This is a genomic window from Balneolaceae bacterium (assembly GCA_034521495.1).
In the GTDB taxonomy this organism is placed as follows: Bacteria; Bacteroidota; Rhodothermia; order Balneolales; family Balneolaceae; genus Rhodohalobacter.
Genome location: JAXHMK010000009.1, coordinates 428,209 through 443,931, shown reverse-complemented (window position 1 = coordinate 443,931; position 15,723 = coordinate 428,209). Strand labels below are relative to the sequence as shown.

Annotated in this window: 21 protein-coding genes; 10 read left to right on the top strand and 11 right to left on the bottom strand. The window is 41.0% G+C overall.

Annotation, left to right across the window (positions count from 1 at the left end; all coding sequences use genetic code 11):
• Positions 1–65: 65 nt before the first annotated feature.
• The 5 genes from U5K72_06955 to U5K72_06935 are packed head-to-tail and all read right to left on the bottom strand — an operon-like array spanning position 66 to position 3,753.
• Positions 66–992: an FAD:protein FMN transferase gene (locus U5K72_06955; GenBank protein ID MDZ7718539.1), complete on the bottom strand. Its 927-nt coding sequence runs from the start codon at positions 990–992 to the stop codon at positions 66–68.
• 4 nt (positions 993–996) lie between these two features.
• Entirely contained in the window at positions 997–2,046 is a 1,050-nt protein-coding gene (locus U5K72_06950; GenBank protein ID MDZ7718538.1) for a Gfo/Idh/MocA family oxidoreductase, read from the bottom strand.
• Between the two features lie 21 nt (positions 2,047–2,067).
• The gene (locus U5K72_06945; GenBank protein MDZ7718537.1) at positions 2,068–2,559 is read right to left on the bottom strand and encodes a WbuC family cupin fold metalloprotein; all 492 of its coding nucleotides are present in this window, start codon (positions 2,557–2,559) and stop codon (positions 2,068–2,070) included.
• 2 nt (positions 2,560–2,561) lie between these two features.
• Positions 2,562–2,828, bottom strand: a complete 267-nt coding sequence (locus tag U5K72_06940; GenBank protein ID MDZ7718536.1) for a M20/M25/M40 family metallo-hydrolase — start codon at positions 2,826–2,828, stop codon at positions 2,562–2,564.
• Positions 2,770–3,753 (bottom strand): amidohydrolase, encoded by a 984-nt coding sequence (locus U5K72_06935; GenBank protein MDZ7718535.1) that lies wholly within the window; start codon positions 3,751–3,753, stop codon positions 2,770–2,772. Before U5K72_06935 ends, U5K72_06940 begins: the two co-directional genes overlap by 59 nt.
• A 167-nt stretch (positions 3,754–3,920) precedes the next feature.
• Here U5K72_06935 and U5K72_06930 point away from each other — a divergent pair, with 167 nt between their 5' ends.
• The 3 genes from U5K72_06930 to mnmD all read left to right on the top strand — a co-directional run bounded on the left by U5K72_06930 (position 3,921) and on the right by mnmD (position 6,457).
• The gene (locus U5K72_06930; protein ID MDZ7718534.1) at positions 3,921–5,045 is read left to right on the top strand and encodes a porin; all 1,125 of its coding nucleotides are present in this window, start codon (positions 3,921–3,923) and stop codon (positions 5,043–5,045) included.
• Between the two features lie 151 nt (positions 5,046–5,196).
• Positions 5,197–5,493 (top strand): YciI-like protein, encoded by a 297-nt coding sequence (locus U5K72_06925; protein MDZ7718533.1) that lies wholly within the window; start codon positions 5,197–5,199, stop codon positions 5,491–5,493.
• 175 nt (positions 5,494–5,668) lie between these two features.
• Positions 5,669–6,457 carry a tRNA (5-methylaminomethyl-2-thiouridine)(34)-methyltransferase MnmD gene (gene mnmD / locus U5K72_06920; GenBank protein ID MDZ7718532.1) on the top strand — a complete coding sequence of 263 codons (789 nt, stop codon included), beginning with the start codon at positions 5,669–5,671 and terminating at the stop codon, positions 6,455–6,457.
• A 114-nt stretch (positions 6,458–6,571) separates the two neighbouring features.
• Here the strand turns inward: mnmD and U5K72_06915 are convergent, their stop codons facing one another.
• Both U5K72_06915 and U5K72_06910 read right to left on the bottom strand, forming a co-directional pair.
• The gene (locus U5K72_06915; protein ID MDZ7718531.1) at positions 6,572–6,901 is read right to left on the bottom strand and encodes a hypothetical protein; all 330 of its coding nucleotides are present in this window, start codon (positions 6,899–6,901) and stop codon (positions 6,572–6,574) included.
• Positions 6,898–7,116 carry a DUF433 domain-containing protein gene (locus U5K72_06910; GenBank protein MDZ7718530.1) on the bottom strand — a complete coding sequence of 73 codons (219 nt, stop codon included), beginning with the start codon at positions 7,114–7,116 and terminating at the stop codon, positions 6,898–6,900. Before U5K72_06910 ends, U5K72_06915 begins: the two co-directional genes overlap by 4 nt.
• Before the next feature lie 44 nt (positions 7,117–7,160).
• On the opposite strand from U5K72_06910, the gene U5K72_06905 reads away from it, so the two are divergent.
• Positions 7,161–7,487, top strand: a complete 327-nt coding sequence (locus U5K72_06905; GenBank protein MDZ7718529.1) for a helix-turn-helix transcriptional regulator — start codon at positions 7,161–7,163, stop codon at positions 7,485–7,487.
• Between the two features lie 589 nt (positions 7,488–8,076).
• Positions 8,077–9,252: a hypothetical protein gene (locus U5K72_06900; protein MDZ7718528.1), complete on the top strand. Its 1,176-nt coding sequence runs from the start codon at positions 8,077–8,079 to the stop codon at positions 9,250–9,252.
• Positions 9,253–9,379: 127 nt separating this feature from the next.
• Here the strand turns inward: U5K72_06900 and U5K72_06895 are convergent, their stop codons facing one another.
• Positions 9,380–10,114 carry a hypothetical protein gene (locus U5K72_06895; GenBank protein MDZ7718527.1) on the bottom strand — a complete coding sequence of 245 codons (735 nt, stop codon included), beginning with the start codon at positions 10,112–10,114 and terminating at the stop codon, positions 9,380–9,382.
• 258 nt (positions 10,115–10,372) lie between these two features.
• On the opposite strand from U5K72_06895, the gene recA reads away from it, so the two are divergent.
• Genes recA through U5K72_06880 form a run of 3 tightly spaced genes read left to right on the top strand, consistent with a single transcriptional unit; the run spans position 10,373 to position 13,242 of the window.
• The gene (gene recA, locus U5K72_06890) at positions 10,373–11,434 is read left to right on the top strand and encodes a recombinase RecA (GenBank protein ID MDZ7718526.1); all 1,062 of its coding nucleotides are present in this window, start codon (positions 10,373–10,375) and stop codon (positions 11,432–11,434) included.
• Entirely contained in the window at positions 11,427–12,125 is a 699-nt protein-coding gene (locus U5K72_06885; protein MDZ7718525.1) for a regulatory protein RecX, read from the top strand. The genes recA and U5K72_06885 overlap by 8 nt, the downstream gene beginning before the upstream one ends.
• A complete protein-coding gene (locus U5K72_06880) occupies positions 12,118–13,242 on the top strand; it encodes an AI-2E family transporter (protein MDZ7718524.1) in 1,125 nt (374 codons plus the stop codon). The genes U5K72_06885 and U5K72_06880 overlap by 8 nt, the downstream gene beginning before the upstream one ends.
• Here the strand turns inward: U5K72_06880 and U5K72_06875 are convergent.
• The 3 genes from U5K72_06875 to U5K72_06865 form a co-directional block, all read right to left on the bottom strand.
• Entirely contained in the window at positions 13,227–13,829 is a 603-nt protein-coding gene (locus U5K72_06875) for a hypothetical protein (GenBank protein ID MDZ7718523.1), read from the bottom strand. The genes U5K72_06880 and U5K72_06875 overlap by 16 nt on opposite strands.
• A gap of 273 nt (positions 13,830–14,102) precedes the next feature.
• On the bottom strand, positions 14,103–14,267 hold the full coding sequence (locus U5K72_06870) for a DUF1328 domain-containing protein (protein MDZ7718522.1): 165 nt from the start codon (positions 14,265–14,267) through the stop codon (positions 14,103–14,105).
• A 17-nt stretch (positions 14,268–14,284) separates the two neighbouring features.
• Positions 14,285–14,485 carry a hypothetical protein gene (locus U5K72_06865; protein ID MDZ7718521.1) on the bottom strand — a complete coding sequence of 67 codons (201 nt, stop codon included), beginning with the start codon at positions 14,483–14,485 and terminating at the stop codon, positions 14,285–14,287.
• Positions 14,486–14,571: 86 nt separating this feature from the next.
• Between U5K72_06865 and U5K72_06860 the strand changes: the two genes are divergently transcribed.
• Entirely contained in the window at positions 14,572–15,054 is a 483-nt protein-coding gene (locus U5K72_06860; protein ID MDZ7718520.1) for an N-acetyltransferase family protein, read from the top strand.
• An 86-nt stretch (positions 15,055–15,140) separates the two neighbouring features.
• Positions 15,141–15,716, top strand: a complete 576-nt coding sequence (purN, locus tag U5K72_06855; protein MDZ7718519.1) for a phosphoribosylglycinamide formyltransferase — start codon at positions 15,141–15,143, stop codon at positions 15,714–15,716.
• Positions 15,717–15,723 lie beyond the last annotated feature (7 nt).

Here is a 15,723-nt window from a genome sequence, read left to right as displayed (position 1 = left end):
AAGCGGAGCGACCGTGGCAATCTTCTTACGACTTACGGAGATTGCTTCGCTTTACTCGCAATGACTTAAATATCAGGTTTAAATAAAACTACATCCGGTTCTTCCGGTTCATAATCAACCTTCACTATTTCAATATCATCATATTTTTCGATCAGTTCACGGATTTTTTCATCCGGCAATAACAAACAGGCTGTTGATAATATTTCTGCTAAAATTGGTGAGCTCGCAGAAACACTTGCTGCCGTAAATTGTTCGTGCGGCTTGCCGGTTTTTGGGTTGATGACATGCTGATGATTCTGCAGTTCTCCATCATCATTCAGATAAAAATTGCTCGATGTAGATACCGATCCGTTGCTCACCTCAAATTCATGAATCGAATTCCCCGGATTTTTATAATTATTAATCCCGATTTTCCAGGCCCCTCCGGCCGGATGTTCTCCCATCGCCAACACCGAACTCTCCCCAAAACTGATAAACGCATTTTCTACGGCCGAACTTTCAATCATCTGTTTCACTTTTTCAAGGGCATAACCTTTGCCAAAGCCTCCAAGATCCAGTTCGGTTTTTTCTGTTTTAAACCGTACGGTTTGATCTTCTTCATCCAGCTCAACATGCTGCATACCCACCGATTCTTTTATGGTTTGCAGATTTTTTTCTGATTGTTCTTCTTCATTTTTCCAATAATCCATTAGAGGACGAAGAGTAATGTCAAACGCACCGTCGGTCATCTCCCATCCGTATTTACACGCTGTTAAAATCTCAAAACATTCATCATCAGTCTTCACATCCGCATGGAAAGCATCACGATTTATTTTCGAAATTTCACTCTTCTCAATAAATCGGCTTAACCGTGATTCAATGCGGTTTACTTCATCTTTTATCTTCTGAAACAGTTCATCACCGGTTCCATCCTGCAACCCCGGAATCAGAACATAAAAACGGGTTGCCATTGCATAAAAACCGTTTCTGTACAGAGTGAGCGTCTCAGACATGGAACTACGAATAAAGGTTTTTTGAAAACTGGTAATCCTCAGATATGTATTTCGAAGGGTTTACTGCAGTGTGCTGTCTGCAAGAATCATAGATCGCTTCCACTGCCGCTAATGATTTCAACGCTTCCGGTCCCGAGACAGGCGGTTGATCTCCCTTCAAAATAGCATTAACAATTTTTCTGTATTGCTTCACAAAAAAGGTGTCATCTGTTTGCTGGCTAAAATCATCGGAGGTCTCACCATCATTAGAAATCAACTGAAATTCATCCCCCTTTAATATCGCCGTTCCTTTCGAACCGTTAATCTCTATGGTTCGGGGCTGCGGTGGTACAATAGATGTGGATGCCTCAAACTGTCCGAGCATTCCGTTGACAAACTGCAGTGTAGCCACCAAATTGTCTTCTGCCTCAATTCCTTCGTGAGTCAACGTATCCTTCAAACCAAACACACATTTCAGATCGCCAAGTATCCAGATCAAAAGATCTATGGTGTGGATGGATTGATTGATCAACGCGCCACCGCCATCCAGATCCAGAGTTCCGCGCCAACCGGAATCGGAATAATAATCCTGAGAGCGAAACCATTTTACCGTTCCGCGGGCCATCACCGGTTTCCCAATTTTACCTGAATCGACCGCATCTTTCAATTTCAAAACGGCATCAGAGTACCGGTTTTGATAAATGACCGCGAGTTTCACACCATTATTCTCACAACTTTCAATCAACCTCTGCCCGCGGTCCACCGAAACTTCAATAGGTTTATCAACGATGACATGCTTACCCGCCTCTGCCGCTTTGATTCCAAAATCGAGATGAGTTCCACTTGGCGTACAGATGCTTATCGCATCAATATCATCCTGCTTTAGCATCTCATCATAATCAGCATACAGCCGTACATCAAACTCTTTGGAAAAATTTTCCCTGTTCTCTTCCGTCCGGCTGCTTGCGGCGATCAATTCCGCATTTTCTGTATTCAAAGTTGACCGAGCGTGTTGATAAGAGATCACCCCCAGTCCAACAATTCCTATTCCTAATTTTTTAGGTAGATTACTCATGTTTTGTCTCATTTTATGATTTTATTCAAATCTTTCCATCCACTTCTCCACATCATTATTTCCTTCTTCGGGTGACCATTCTGCAAAGATTTTATCATTCTCTGCATCATAAGGACCTTTTTTGCATTCAAATAAAATCGTGTTCTCTTCCAAAACAATAAACGAATGCCAGACCTTTGATTCAATATCGATCACCCCGGGAAATGGTTCGCCATTTATTTCAATTTTGGTCAGTACAGTTCCATTCTCATCAAATGTATAAAACCGAATGCTTCCCTCAATCAAAACCAATGATTCTGTAGCATGTTCAAGCGGATGTTTATGAGGACGAATATAGGTTCCCGGCTGCAGAAAATTGATCATCCGCTGAACTCTGGCATCCTGTGTCCGGTGAATGGGCAGGATAATCCGAAGGCGTTCACTTTCTCGGGATGCCTTCAATCCATCCTTAATCATCTGTTCAGACAACTGAAACAGATCACCGGAAACATTATCAAATGCCAGGTTTGACATTCTTAAGCTCCCAACGCCAGACCAGCCATCAGAGCCGCACCGGTTTTGAACGCCCGTTCATCGATATTATATCTTGGATGATGCCAGCTCCATTTTGAATCGGCTTCATCACTCCCGGTTCCCAAAAAGAAAAACGTGCCGGGAAATTCCTGCTGGTAAAAAGCAAAATCCTCGCCCGCCATCACCGGTTTTTTCAGGTTGATTACATTCTCATCGCCTAATATGCTTTTTGCGGCTGAAACTACATTTTCCGTACACTGCTTCATCATTAATTACAGCCGGATATCCTTCAACAAATTCAAATGTATAAGTAGCACCGGCTCCATCCGTTGCTCCTTTAATAACCTCCTCCATCCTATTTTTGATGAATCGGGCAGTTTCCATAGAGAAGGCCCGAACAGTTCCCAGCATCCTGGCATTTTCAGGAATCACATTAAACGCCGAACCCGCTTCAATTTTTCCAACGGTAATCACTGCTGGTTCGGTTGGATCCATTGAGCGACTCACAATGGTTTGAAACTGTGTAATAATTTGAGACGCCAACACAATTGGGTCCACTGCCGTATGAGGCGCCGCGGCATGTCCGCCTTTTCCATGAATGGTCACATCAAATTCAACCGTACAAGCCATGAGCGGACCCGGTTTTACGGCCACCTGACCCGGCATATAATTTGGATTTGTATGAAGTCCGTACACTTCCTGAACTCCCAATTTCTGCAAAGCTCCCGTCTCGGTCAGTTTTCGCCCTCCGCCCGGCAGTTTCTCTTCTCCCGGCTGAAATATCAAAACAATAGTTCCGTCAATCTGATCTTTCAAATCCGTTAAAATTTTTGCTGTGCCGAGAAGATTAGCAGTATGTCCGTCATGGCCGCAGCAATGGGCGGCACCGGGTCGCTCAGAAATAAACTCAGACTTCGCCTCACCCACCTCATCCATCGGCAGTGCATCTATATCTGTTCTCAGAGCAATCACACGATCTGAATCATCCCCCCTTATAATCCCTAAGCAACCGGTCTCCATCGGACGCTGAGTTTCAATCTTCATTTTTTTGAGTTCATGGAGAACGTAATCAGTCGTATCAAACTCTTTAAAACTTACCTCCGGATTTTTGTGGAGATGCCTCCGGATTTGAACCATATACTCAAAATATTCGTCCGCTTTTTTTTGTATTGTGTTTTGTAAATCAGTTGTCATACAGATGCTTAAACTAAAATGTTTTGAATCTTTTCTTTGTCGTGAATTGACTACCCAATATAATAAAAAGACAACTTAACGTATTCTTCATCTGATATAGATAGCTTACAGAATGTTGAGCATCAGAGAGTAAACGAGAAAAAACCTTCGGCTATATCAACAATCAAATGAAACCCCCTGTATCCACTTTATTTTCTCTTATCGTTTTTTTTCTGCTTTTCCCACCTGGCAACGTTCACTCCCAGTCAAAACTTGATGTTGGCGGATACCTGCAAACCTGGTACATCTATCAAAAACAAGATGTTCTGTATACTTCAATGGGCAACCTCCCCGTGCTGAATGTTCAAAGACAGGAAACTGCCGGATTTAGAATTCGGCGTGCGCGTCTGACAGCTAAAGGCTCACTAAACGAGACATTTAGTATAAGCTCCTGGGTTGAACTGGCAACTGAAACTCCATCCCTGCTTGATTTTTATGTGGATGCAGAAATCTCAAAAACTTTCACAGTTCGCGCCGGTCAAATAATGATGCCGGGCCAATCGTACGATACCTCGCGACGATTTTCATCCAAATTACCCTTTTTTGAGCGTCCTTCTATCACCACGAAATCTTCCTCTTTGATGGGATATAACGCTTTTCGGGATATTGGTTTGATGGCATACGGACAGGTTGGAAAACTCTGGTACGGTGTGCAGATCAGCAACGGGTTAGGGCGATTTCAGCAAGCCGGATCCTCTTTTTCTGAGCGTGATTTTGGCAGCGGTTTATACGGCGGCAGAATTGATGTTGAAGTGGCGAAGGGCTTGGAATTGGGAGGGCATATCTCAACAAATCAACAGCGAAATCTAATTCAAAACGGTTCGGAACCTTTAGATATTAACCGAACTTCCTGGTCCCTGCGTGCTTCTTTGGATGACCTCCTCATTCCACGATTCTTTGCACAAGCGGAACTCATCCATTTCAAAGCTAAAGATGATAATTGGGGAATTGCTGCAGATCCAGAACATCAATACAAATTGTCGGGATTTTACCTGGAAACGGGCTATCGAATCACTCAAAACTGGCATGTTTTAGGCCGGTATGATGAAATGAATGAGGAGCCCGATCAATCACTTGTCAGTGCTACAAAATTGTATTCAAACCAATACACGTTTGGAATCACCCGGTTTATCCGCGATGATCAAAAAGAGATCTCCAGAATTCATCTGAATTACTCCTTTGGTGAATCCGGTCCGATGAATCTTGGTGAATCCATTCTCGTGCTCGTACTCCAGGTAAAATTTATTCCGTGATAAAAACGATTTTTACAGACAACAAAGCTTCAAATTGTTATCATTGATTCAAGTCTGCGGAATAATAGAGATTTGCTATTTCTCCTCAGCAATAATTATAAACTGACAGCTAATAGCCAGATCAATCAACCCAATACAAAAGAAGAATTATATGCATTACCTGTTAATCTACAACTTAGCCCCAGACTATCTCGAACGACGAGGCGAATTCCGCGATGAGCATCTTAAAATAGCTTGGAATTCCAGTGAAAATGGAAAACTGATTCTTGGCGGTGCACTTCAAGATCCTTCCGATCAGGCTTATCTTTTATTCGAAGATGAGTCGCCGAAATCCGCAGAAGAGTTCGCCAACAATGATCCGTATGTTAAGAATGGAATCGTTGAAAGCTGGGAAGTCCGTCCCTGGATGACGGTTGTGGGCAAAGATGCGGCAAATCCGGTAAGGTGAATACTCTCCTCTCGAGAGGAGACAGATAGTGAAGCGTTCAGCGGAGCTATCAGAGGTGTGTTTAGCAAGGCTTCAGCTAACTACTTGACGAACACACCCCGAGTTCATTCGCTACACGCTCATTTCACTTTCCCCTCTCAAGAGGAGAGTTTTAAATCCTAAATTTTTCTAAAACATGCCAGAAAAAAGCTCAAAACCAACCATCCAAAAAACCGGAGACGGCTCCACCTCTCTCTATTCTCCAACATTTGATCAGCTTTACCACAATCCAAATGGAGCCGTGGCCGAAAGCCGGCATGTTTTTTTTGAGACGAATGGCCTTTTGGATGCTTTCCAAAACATGGATTCCCTAAACATTTTTGAAGTTGGATTCGGAACGGGGTTGAACTTGCTTTTAACTCTGGACTATCTGCGTGAATTCAAGGTTGAAACAGAAATCGCGTACTACAGTGTAGAGGCCTTCCCAATTGATGCGGATATCACTGAAGATTTTGAATTTGGTGATGAACCCGGTCTTCAAAAATCCCTGCCGATGTTAAGAACCGTCCTGCAGGATATCTACCCGGGCATGAATCGTTTTCAACTAACAGATCAACTTTCACTGCACCTTTGGTTTGGTTTTTTTGATGATCTTTTTGAGGAGCATGAGAAATCGCCAATCATAAATCATAACATAGATTTTATTTTTCATGATGCATTCTCGCCTGAAGTCAACGAAGAACTCTGGACTCCAGGTGTGTTTAAAAAACTGGCTTCAATTTCTAAAGATGACGCTATTCTGTCCACCTATTGCGCCGCCTCAGCCGCCCGAGCTGTGATGGCCGTTGCCGGATGGAAAATCGCAAGAGCGCAAGGAGCCTTAGGAAAACGTGAGATGACAGTTGCTTCTCTTGATGAAGATAAACTGGAAAGCTTTAAACGCGTGAATGAAGAACGGTTAGCTGAACGGTTTGAGAAAGGGTGATTTTGAGTAGAAAACGCTGAGACGCGGAGTCGCAGAAGTAATATGTTCTCCTCTTGAGAGGAGACAGATAAAATCTCAGTCAGAGATTTCATCAGGGACACGGCATTTAGGATTTTAAACCGTATAAAACTTTTTAGCCTCTGTATTTTTAATAATTTTAGAAGCAGGCTCAACGAATTTTAACAGATCTTTATATCGATTCGATTTTGCTTGAATAGCAACTATTGCAATATCAAAATTTGATAAATCTTGCTGGTAGGAAAGATTTTGATCGATTGTCACAAACACATCAAATGTTTCTTGTGCTTTATCGAGTAAGATACCATTCTTAATTCCCGTCCATTTTTCTGCGGTCACGGTTGAGACCTCAAAATTTTGTTCATACTCCTGGAAGCGATACATCAATTTTACAGGGAGGCATTCATCGAGCAGAATCCGAATCATTTGGAGGGAACGACTCTTTTTTGAGCTCGTTCAAGAAGTGCTATCACTTGATCTCGTTTTACAGAAGGAAAGTCTTCCAAAAATTCTTCAACAGTATCACCGGCTTTCAGATAATCCCAAAGAGCTTTAACAGGAACCCGTGTATCTTTAAAAACCGGAGTTCCTCCCAAGATCTCTTTATTCCGCGCGACGATATTTGAACTCTTTTTGATCATATTTTAATATACTCAAATAGAGTCTGATAGTAAATGAGAGCATTATGGATGAAAAAAGACGAAAAGAACTGGAAGCAAAAGGATTTCAGATAGGATCTGCGGCAGATTTTTTAGAACTCGCCCCTGAAGAGGAAGCATTCATTGAAATTCATTTGGAACTTAGCGGTCTGATCAAATCCCAAAGAAAAAAGATTGGGTGGACACAAGAACAGCTTGCTTCAGCGATTGGATCCAGCCAATCCAGAATTGCAAAAATGGAAGCCGGAGATTCCGGCATTACGCTGGACTTAATGATGAAAGCCTTGCTCAAATTAGGTGTATCGAAACAGGAGATTGGGAAATTGCTTGAGGGGAGTTTGGAGTCTGTTTGATTTGAAGAAGACAATTTGTGATGAAAAGGATTGCCACAAAGACACGGAAAAACTATGTTTCTCTGTGCTTCCGTGGCATTTAAAACTGCGGGTTCTTGCTCTCATCATTATACCAGTAAAACTCGCCGGCCACTTTGGTTGAGTCGTTTAGAAAGTAGAGCTCTTTTCTGCCTTCACTGTCTCTGTAGATTCATGTGACGAGCTCCTCTCCCATCTTCAACTTATACCACAACCGTTCCTGCGGACCCCAGATGTGTTCCATAGTTTTGGTCAGAACATTCACGCTGTCCGGCTCTCCCAGCATCTCTTTAATTTCGGTTTGATGGAGACCGGTGAAGGGTGCAGGTGATTCGAAGAGCTAAAACTATAAATGTCGAAATATTATTCAAACTCTATAAAAATGACATAAGTAGAGATTATTTTCAATTCCTTCTGGCACCTCTCCCCAACTCTTCTCATTTTGACGGTTCAGCTTTATCATTTAGAAATTCAAAACAATGGTATCGGCTCAGTCCTCCTACGCTAAGCCAGCTCTACGAAGTTCAAACATAGTTGAGACTTCGGAGGATGTACGAGCCGATGTACGATTATGCAACAATTTGACATTTTAGCGAAATCACTTCAGCCGCACTATTCTCATTTTAATGTGGCCAACCGGCTGCTGTTTACTGGTCACTCGCACCAGGCGTGGCCGGATGCAGCATTTGATGGGGTTCAGGAGTACATGCGGGTCGTTGCCGAACAGGTGGATAAAAAGTGGGAGTTTGGTTTCGAAAAAACGGAGATCATGCGCGGCTATCTCCGGGATTATTATGATGACCCAACCGGGAAGTACTGCCGCGAACAGAATACACACGTACTGCTGGTTTCGTGGCTTTCTTCGCTGGACCTGAAGAACAAGCCAAAAATTCTCACAACTACAGGTGAATTTCATTCGATGTATCGCCAGCTTCGGCGGCTGGAAGAGGAAGGACTGGAGATCGTGTATCTGCCTCACAAAGATGATGAAAAACTGTTGGAATCTGTCCGCCAAAACCTGGACGAAAGAACCGCCGCTGTGATGCTCTCCCGTGTCTATTTTGAGACAGCTGAAGTCAACACAAAACTTCCGGAAATTGCACAGGCTGCAAAAGAGTCTGGCGTACCCATTATGATTGATGACTATCACGGTACGAATGTAGTACCACTCTCACTCAAAGAAAAAAACATGCAGCATGTGTACTTGCTCATCGGCGGATACAAATATTTGCAGTGGGGCGAGGCGAACTGTTTTTTGCGATATCCGGAGGATTGTGAGCTGCGGCCTGTCATTACAGGATGGTTTTCTGCCTTTGAACAATTGGATCATCCAAGAGACGATCATCCTGTAAAATTTGATGATGGTGATCAGAAATTCGCCACGGCTACCTATGATCCCATCTCCCAATTCCGCGCGGCAGCGGTCACTGAATTTTTCAAAAAACAGGGACTCGACTCGGAAGTTCTCAGAAATCAATACTCATCACAATTAACCTATCTTCGGGAACTGTTTGATGAGCAGAATTTTAAGGGATCTGGAATTGAGCACGCAAATAAGCGTCCGGTAGAAGAATCGGGGGGATTTTTGGCACTGCGATCAGATAAAGCCAGAAAACTGAGAGCGATGTTACTTGAAAAAGATATTTTTACGGATGCGAGAGATGACATTTTACGAATCGGCCCGGCTCCGTATACTACTTCTGAGCAGTGTGAGAAAGTGATTGGGGAGCTTTTTGGGTGTTTATAAACAACCTTCAAGCGTCCGTAACAAAGTGAAGGTCCTTGAAGCGTTGTGGGTAATTGGCTTCAATACGCTTTGCCACCTTAAATCCGCCACGCTAAAAGGGGCTAACGAACGCTTGAAGGTGGCTGTATCACTCTTCCAAAAAATACTTGTTTTCTAAGTTCTCCTTAAACTCCTCATGTGCATCAATAAAGTTTTCTCTACCCCCAAGAAAATCCAATACTTTATTCCTGCTAATAAGAGTTCTCTGATTAGATAATATTTCATTGTATGATGAATAGTCATAGGTTGTAAAATTACTTGTAAATCCATGATGAATTGGATTTCTATGAATATAACATATTAGTTGAGCTAAATACTCTTCATTATTAACCTTGATTCTTTTAAATCGTCCATCAAAAAGAACTCCTGATCTTTCTTCTCTTTTGTTAAAGTACTTCGTATAGCTATTGAACAAATGTCCGAACTGCGTAGAGGCGGAATAGACTTTAAATTGTTTGTAGCCGAGTCCATGAAGAGAATCTGATGCCATTTTGATGTTTAGCTTTTCAAATATTGATTTTTGTTCGTCTGTAGATCTGACTCTAATTAAAAGATGAATATGATTTTTTAACAAGCAGAAAGCATATGTATCAACGGCTAATAAAAGATAATAACGATACCGATTCAAAAAGTGTTTGTAATCCCTTTCACCAAGAAAAACATTTTTTTTGACGATTCCTCTGTGATAAATGTGATAGTAACAATTTTCTTCAAGTTTCATTCCTTTTGTTTTTATATGAATAAAAAGCAATCTTGAGCAATCTTCAAGGGTTCCCCGTGTTTTTCCGGGATCTTTGAAGCGTTTTGGGTTAAGGTATCTCATCCCAAATTCATTAGGAGTGACCGCCACGCTTCAAGGAGCTAACGCACGCTTGAAGGTGGCTTTTTAAACTTTTTTTGTAAGGGATCACGAAAATTTGGTTCATACATATAATGCACATATATTCAAATCAGCTTGTTATTCAATAATATCTGATAGATTTTGTGCAAAAGATAAAAGATAGAAACCGGGTGACATGAGGATGGCACTTTCCGTTGATATTTTGTGATCAAACAATTTTAAACTATTAAATTAGACATTATGGCATCATCCAAAAACGACAGACAAAAAGCGATTGACATTGCAATCGGTCAAATTGAGAAACAGCATGGAAAAGGAACCGTCATGCGCCTCGGAGACCAGACAGATAACGAGGTCCCTACCATTTCTACAGGTTCCATTATGGTGGATTATGCCCTGGGTGTAAAAGGAATACCGAGGGGACGTGTTACAGAAATTTACGGTCCCGAAGCAAGTGGTAAAACAACCCTCGCCTTGCAGGTGATAGCTGAAGCCCAAAAAGCGGGTGGTTATGCAGCATTTATTGATGCCGAGCACGCCTTTGATCCAAAATATGCACGAAACCTGGGAATTAATACGGATGAACTTTTAATTTCACAACCCGATAGTGGTGAACAGGCACTTGAAATTACTGAAACCCTGATTCGTTCAGGTGCCCTGGATGTGATTGTGATTGACTCTGTTGCTGCCTTGGTTCCACGTGCTGAATTGGAAGGTGAAATGGGTGATTCTCACATGGGTCTCCAGGCACGATTGATGTCCCAGGCCCTTCGTAAAATTACCGGCGTGGTTAGCAAAACCCGCACGGCTTGTGTATTTATAAATCAGGTTCGGGAGAAAATTGGCGTGATGTTTGGAAATCCGGAAACCACAACAGGCGGACGTGCCCTGAAATTCTACTCCTCTGTTCGAATTGAAATCCGGCGAATTGGTTCCATCAAAAAAGGTGATGAAGTGATGGGGAACCGAACCAAGGTAAAAATTGCCAAAAACAAAGTAGCTCCACCTTTTAAAGTGGTTGAGTTTAATATTCTTTACGGCAAAGGTATTTCCCGTACATCTGAAATTCTGGACCTGGCCGTTGAATATGACATTATTGAAAAACGAGGGAGTTGGTATCGATACGATGGTGAACCAATTGGACAGGGGACTGATGCCGCCATGCAGTTCCTTGAAGAGGAAGAAGAGTTATGCAATAATATTGAAAAAACTGTTCGCAAAAAATTGATGCCTTCTGAGGATGAAGAAGAAAAAGCAGACGAGAAGGAGAAAGAAAAAGAAACCGCTGAACAGGATGAATAAAATTCAACGGGCATCCGGAAATACGCAATCAGAGATTGAGAAAAAGCTCCCGCTGTCCGTCACAAAAATTACCGTTCAGAAAAAGAATCAGGACAGATACTCTCTTTTTCATGATAAACTGTTCCTGATTGGTATCAGCCGGAAAACAAAAAATGATTTCTCGATTGAAGAAGGCGTCTCACTGACGCCTTCTCTGTTTCGACAGCTGAAAGATGCTGAAGATTTGGTTGCTATTCGTGAAGCCTGTTTCCGGTATTTATCAAGACGGGATCATTCCTCATTTGAGCTCAGGCAGAAAGTTGAAAAAAAAGGGTATAGTAAAAATGATATTGAACAAGTCGTTCAAAATTTGGCAGATAAAGGATATTTGAATGATGAATCATTTGCCGCAAAGTTTGTTGAAGAGAAAACCGAACTCAATCAATGGGGACCAAAAAAAATTAAGTCTCACCTCTACAGAAAAGGAATTGACCGAAAAATTATCGATAAAGTTCTGTCCCAAAAAACCGACAATTTACAGCAACAGCAGATTTGTGTAGATTTGGTGATGAAACGAAAGCGTCATTTCTTGAGAGAGAAAGACAAATACAAACAAAAACAGAAAATTTATCGATATCTTGCAGGACGCGGATTCTCTGGTTCTGTAATCAAGAAATCTTTACCCCGTATTACGGATAAACTCCATGCTTAGTAATCTAACAGTAGAAAAAGTTGTTAAATCGATCCTGTTCGCAGCGGGAGTACTGGTTGTGGGGTTGATTTTATATAACTACAGTAGCCTGGCAGTATATGCAATCATCGCACTTCTATTTAGTTACCTGCTCGAACCTATAGTCAACCGTATGCAAACGGCCGGCATGACCCGGACAATTGCGATTGGAATAACACTGGCAACCGTTTTCTTAATTATCATCTGGATTTCTACCAGTATTATACCCATTGTAGCTAATAGAATGGCTATTCTTACAAGACAGCTTCAGAGTGAAAATTTAGTCATTATTGCTCAGCAGATTGAAACGAATCTGAGAACCTATTTTGATTTTATCCCAAGCGGTTATTTTGAAGAAAACGTAACCGGATTTATTGAAGATATTTTTAATTTTGGACGGCTCTCTAATGTATTAGGTAATGTTATCTCCATCTTTACGAACCTTTTTGCTGCTTTTCTGGTCATACCGTTCGCCACGTTCTTCTTTCTTAAAGACGGGGCAAAAATTCGCCGTGATCTCATGAAAATGGTTCCAAATAAATATTTTGAAACCACACTCAGCCTAATTGATAAAATTGAAACCCGTCTTGGGCACTATTTCAGAAGCGTGTTGTTACAGTGTACACTTGTTGGGGTAGCATCGTGGTTGGCATTGTCGGTTGCCGGATTGAATAATGCCGGTACCGTTGGCATTATTATTGGGGTGGCAAATACCATTCCCTATTTTGGGCCGGTAATGGGTTATCTCATATCCATTCTTATCTCCATTATTGAAACAGGCAATTTTTCGCTGGTCATTCCTTGTATTCTCGCTGTGATGTTTGCACAATTGCTCGACAATATTGTTCTCCAGCCTCTTATCTTTTCAAAATCAGCCGATATGCATCCGGTTGCTATCCTGTTTATCATTATGATTGGTGCTCAGACAGCCGGAATCCTTGGAATGCTCGTTGCCATTCCAATCGCCACCATCATTAAAATTACTGTAAATCAGATAATCTGGTCATTCAATAATTACCAGGTTTTTCGAGAAGGCAAACGCTCATTTAAACCGGTCATACAGGAATCTGATTCAGCAGATATTCACAGTAACGAATAGTTATAGAAAGGTAATTTAAATCTGTTGTTTGACAATTTTTGTGAGCTTTTCAAAATATTTTCCTGAGCGATTCTTATCAGTGTTTGGTAAAGCATAATGATATCACTCCAGCGTACAGAGGCTGAGGTTCGCAGACACTGGATCAAAGAGTTACCATAATTGTCAGGATGATCGATATGATCGTCTTCCCATACAGGATCAATGGGCAGAAACCCATTTGTTTCGATCCAGTTTTCCATGAAGGCAGCTTGCAAACCACTTACTCCCTCTCCCATTATCTTGAAATGTGTTTCTCTCCATTCTGACGGGTCTCTTGCATTCCCTTCCCACTCTTTTGCAATTCCTACACCACCGGTGAATGCCACTTTCTTATCACAAATTAACACCTTACGATGAGTTCGATTATCTGTTTTCCAAATTTTCCAGCGAACAAGGGGGCGGAACCACTTCAATACAACGCCATGATTTTTCATCAATGAGGAGAGTTCGTCAGACATAAAACTGGCACCATAACTATCTAAAACAACACGATCTTGTAAACCCTCCTCTGCTTTTTTAGAAAGAGCTTTGGCAAATTCAACAGCCACATCTCCTGATCAATAAACGAATATTAAATAATCAATCTGTTTTTCAGCTTTCTCAATGGCATTCAGCATGGCGGGAAATATCTCATCACCATTTAGCAACACTTCAACTGAATTATTCTCGGTAAAAGGAATACCTAAAGTATTCTCTAAGACATTCTTGTATTGGTTTCGGCTTTTTAACCAATGATTTTGAGTTTACATATTCTTTGTCACACTACCCGATGGCTCAATATAATTGACGTCATTGTTTATCAGTAGATGTAGTTGACCAGGTTAAACTTTGGTATTCCTGCCAAAAATTAATGACACAACAAAAAGTACTAAAAATATGTAGAAAAGTATCTCAGCGACTCCTGCTGCAGCTCCGGCAACTCCGCCAAATCCTAAAATAGCTGCGATAATTGCGACAATTAAAAATGTTATGCTCCATCGTAACATACTTTACTTTTTTTTATTTAATTTTTCGTTCCAATGAGAATAACTCCTAACACCAAAACAAATACAGAAATGATAACTGGAATTGGATCTCCTTTACTTACAACTACATCGGCGCCTAAAAATCCAAAACTCTCACTGTTATTTATGTAACTGATTCCTGTATAAATTGTGGGTATCAGACCACCGATTGTAAATATAGATCCTATTGTTTTCTTCATTGTGTTTTTGAATTGCTTGATTATTCCTAACCTTTAGACAGTATAAACAACCATTTGTTCCAAAAACCACTTTAGGGGGTGTTTAAATGATAAGAGATGTAGTCTTAAATGATGCTAAACAAATCCGTGATATTTACAACAAATATGTTGAAGAATCTCATGCAACATTCCGGGAGCAACCTGTTTCAGTGAAAGAAACAGAAGCCCAAATCCGGCAAATCACAAAGGATTATCCATGGATCGTTTATCAAGAGAAGGAACAAATCGTTGGCTATACATATGCCGACAAGTGGAAGGAAAAAGCAGCATACAGATACACCGTAGAAACAAGCATTTATTTGGATTCAAGTCATCTGGGAAAAGGAATCGGCTCAACATTAAAAGGGGCAATGATTGAGAAATTAAAAGAACGAAACTTTCATTGTGTCATATCTGCAATCTCTTTGCCAAATCCTGCAAGTATTGCCATGTGCGAAAAATTTGGATTCAAAAAAGTTGGACAACTCAAAGAAATTGGATACAAATTTGATGAATGGATTGATGTTGGTTATTGGCAGTTATTATTATAAAAAAGCTTTAAATAGGTCCTAATAATCCGCCTGATATTCTTTATCTTTACCGCGTCAGCAATTATATAGAACATTTAACCGATTTTGTGAAAAAACTGGTGATTTTTGCGTCCGGATCGGGCACAAATATGCAGGCTATCATTGATAAAATTGATTCGGGAGAAATACGTGCGAAAATTGTCGGACTCATTGTCAATAAGTCTGGAATAAAAGCGATAGAACGTGCCGAAAACTTCGACATACCAGTTTGTGTCATTGAGGATAAAGATGATGAATCATTTACCTCTAAACTTAAAAAACAATTATCTGACTGGAACCCGGACCTGATAGTTCTCGCTGGTTTTTTGAAAAAAATCCCGGATTCGGTTATCAAAAAATTTCAGAACAAAATTATTAACATTCACCCGGCACTTCTTCCAAAATTTGGAGGAAAAGGCTTTTACGGGCTGAATGTTCACAAAGCCGTGCTGGAATCCGGTGATAAAGAAACCGGTTGTACAGTTCATTTTGTAAATGAAGAGTACGACAAAGGTCCAATCATCAGCCAAAAAAAAGTTCCGGTTCATGCAAACGACACACCTGAAATTTTAGCAAAACGAGTTTTAAAAGCGGAACATAAACTGCTGCCATCAGTCATAAAAAAATTAATCAACCAATCATAACTTAACC

What these genes read in the sequence shown, in the direction of transcription:
- U5K72_06895 (MDZ7718527.1), bottom strand. Translation starts at nt 10,114, where the DNA reads ATGAGATACCTTAACCCAAAACGCTTCAAAGATCCCGGAAAAACACGG.
- U5K72_06940 (MDZ7718536.1), bottom strand. Translation starts at nt 2,828, where the DNA reads ATGATGAAGCAGTGTACGGAAAATGTAGTTTCAGCCGCAAAAAGCATA.
- U5K72_06860 (MDZ7718520.1), top strand. Translation starts at nt 14,572, where the DNA reads ATGATAAGAGATGTAGTCTTAAATGATGCTAAACAAATCCGTGATATT.
- recA (MDZ7718526.1), top strand. Translation starts at nt 10,373, where the DNA reads ATGGCATCATCCAAAAACGACAGACAAAAAGCGATTGACATTGCAATC.
- U5K72_06880 (MDZ7718524.1), top strand. Translation starts at nt 12,118, where the DNA reads ATGCTTAGTAATCTAACAGTAGAAAAAGTTGTTAAATCGATCCTGTTC.
- U5K72_06905 (MDZ7718529.1), top strand. Translation starts at nt 7,161, where the DNA reads ATGGATGAAAAAAGACGAAAAGAACTGGAAGCAAAAGGATTTCAGATA.
- U5K72_06915 (MDZ7718531.1), bottom strand. Translation starts at nt 6,901, where the DNA reads ATGATTCGGATTCTGCTCGATGAATGCCTCCCTGTAAAATTGATGTAT.
- mnmD (MDZ7718532.1), top strand. Translation starts at nt 5,669, where the DNA reads ATGCCAGAAAAAAGCTCAAAACCAACCATCCAAAAAACCGGAGACGGC.
- U5K72_06870 (MDZ7718522.1), bottom strand. Translation starts at nt 14,267, where the DNA reads ATGTTACGATGGAGCATAACATTTTTAATTGTCGCAATTATCGCAGCT.
- U5K72_06865 (MDZ7718521.1), bottom strand. Translation starts at nt 14,485, where the DNA reads ATGAAGAAAACAATAGGATCTATATTTACAATCGGTGGTCTGATACCC.
- U5K72_06930 (MDZ7718534.1), top strand. Translation starts at nt 3,921, where the DNA reads ATGAAACCCCCTGTATCCACTTTATTTTCTCTTATCGTTTTTTTTCTG.
- U5K72_06950 (MDZ7718538.1), bottom strand. Translation starts at nt 2,046, where the DNA reads ATGAGTAATCTACCTAAAAAATTAGGAATAGGAATTGTTGGACTGGGG.
- U5K72_06885 (MDZ7718525.1), top strand. Translation starts at nt 11,427, where the DNA reads ATGAATAAAATTCAACGGGCATCCGGAAATACGCAATCAGAGATTGAG.
- U5K72_06925 (MDZ7718533.1), top strand. Translation starts at nt 5,197, where the DNA reads ATGCATTACCTGTTAATCTACAACTTAGCCCCAGACTATCTCGAACGA.
- U5K72_06910 (MDZ7718530.1), bottom strand. Translation starts at nt 7,116, where the DNA reads ATGATCAAAAAGAGTTCAAATATCGTCGCGCGGAATAAAGAGATCTTG.
- U5K72_06945 (MDZ7718537.1), bottom strand. Translation starts at nt 2,559, where the DNA reads ATGTCAAACCTGGCATTTGATAATGTTTCCGGTGATCTGTTTCAGTTG.
- U5K72_06955 (MDZ7718539.1), bottom strand. Translation starts at nt 992, where the DNA reads ATGTCTGAGACGCTCACTCTGTACAGAAACGGTTTTTATGCAATGGCA.
- U5K72_06900 (MDZ7718528.1), top strand. Translation starts at nt 8,077, where the DNA reads ATGCAACAATTTGACATTTTAGCGAAATCACTTCAGCCGCACTATTCT.
- U5K72_06935 (MDZ7718535.1), bottom strand. Translation starts at nt 3,753, where the DNA reads ATGACAACTGATTTACAAAACACAATACAAAAAAAAGCGGACGAATAT.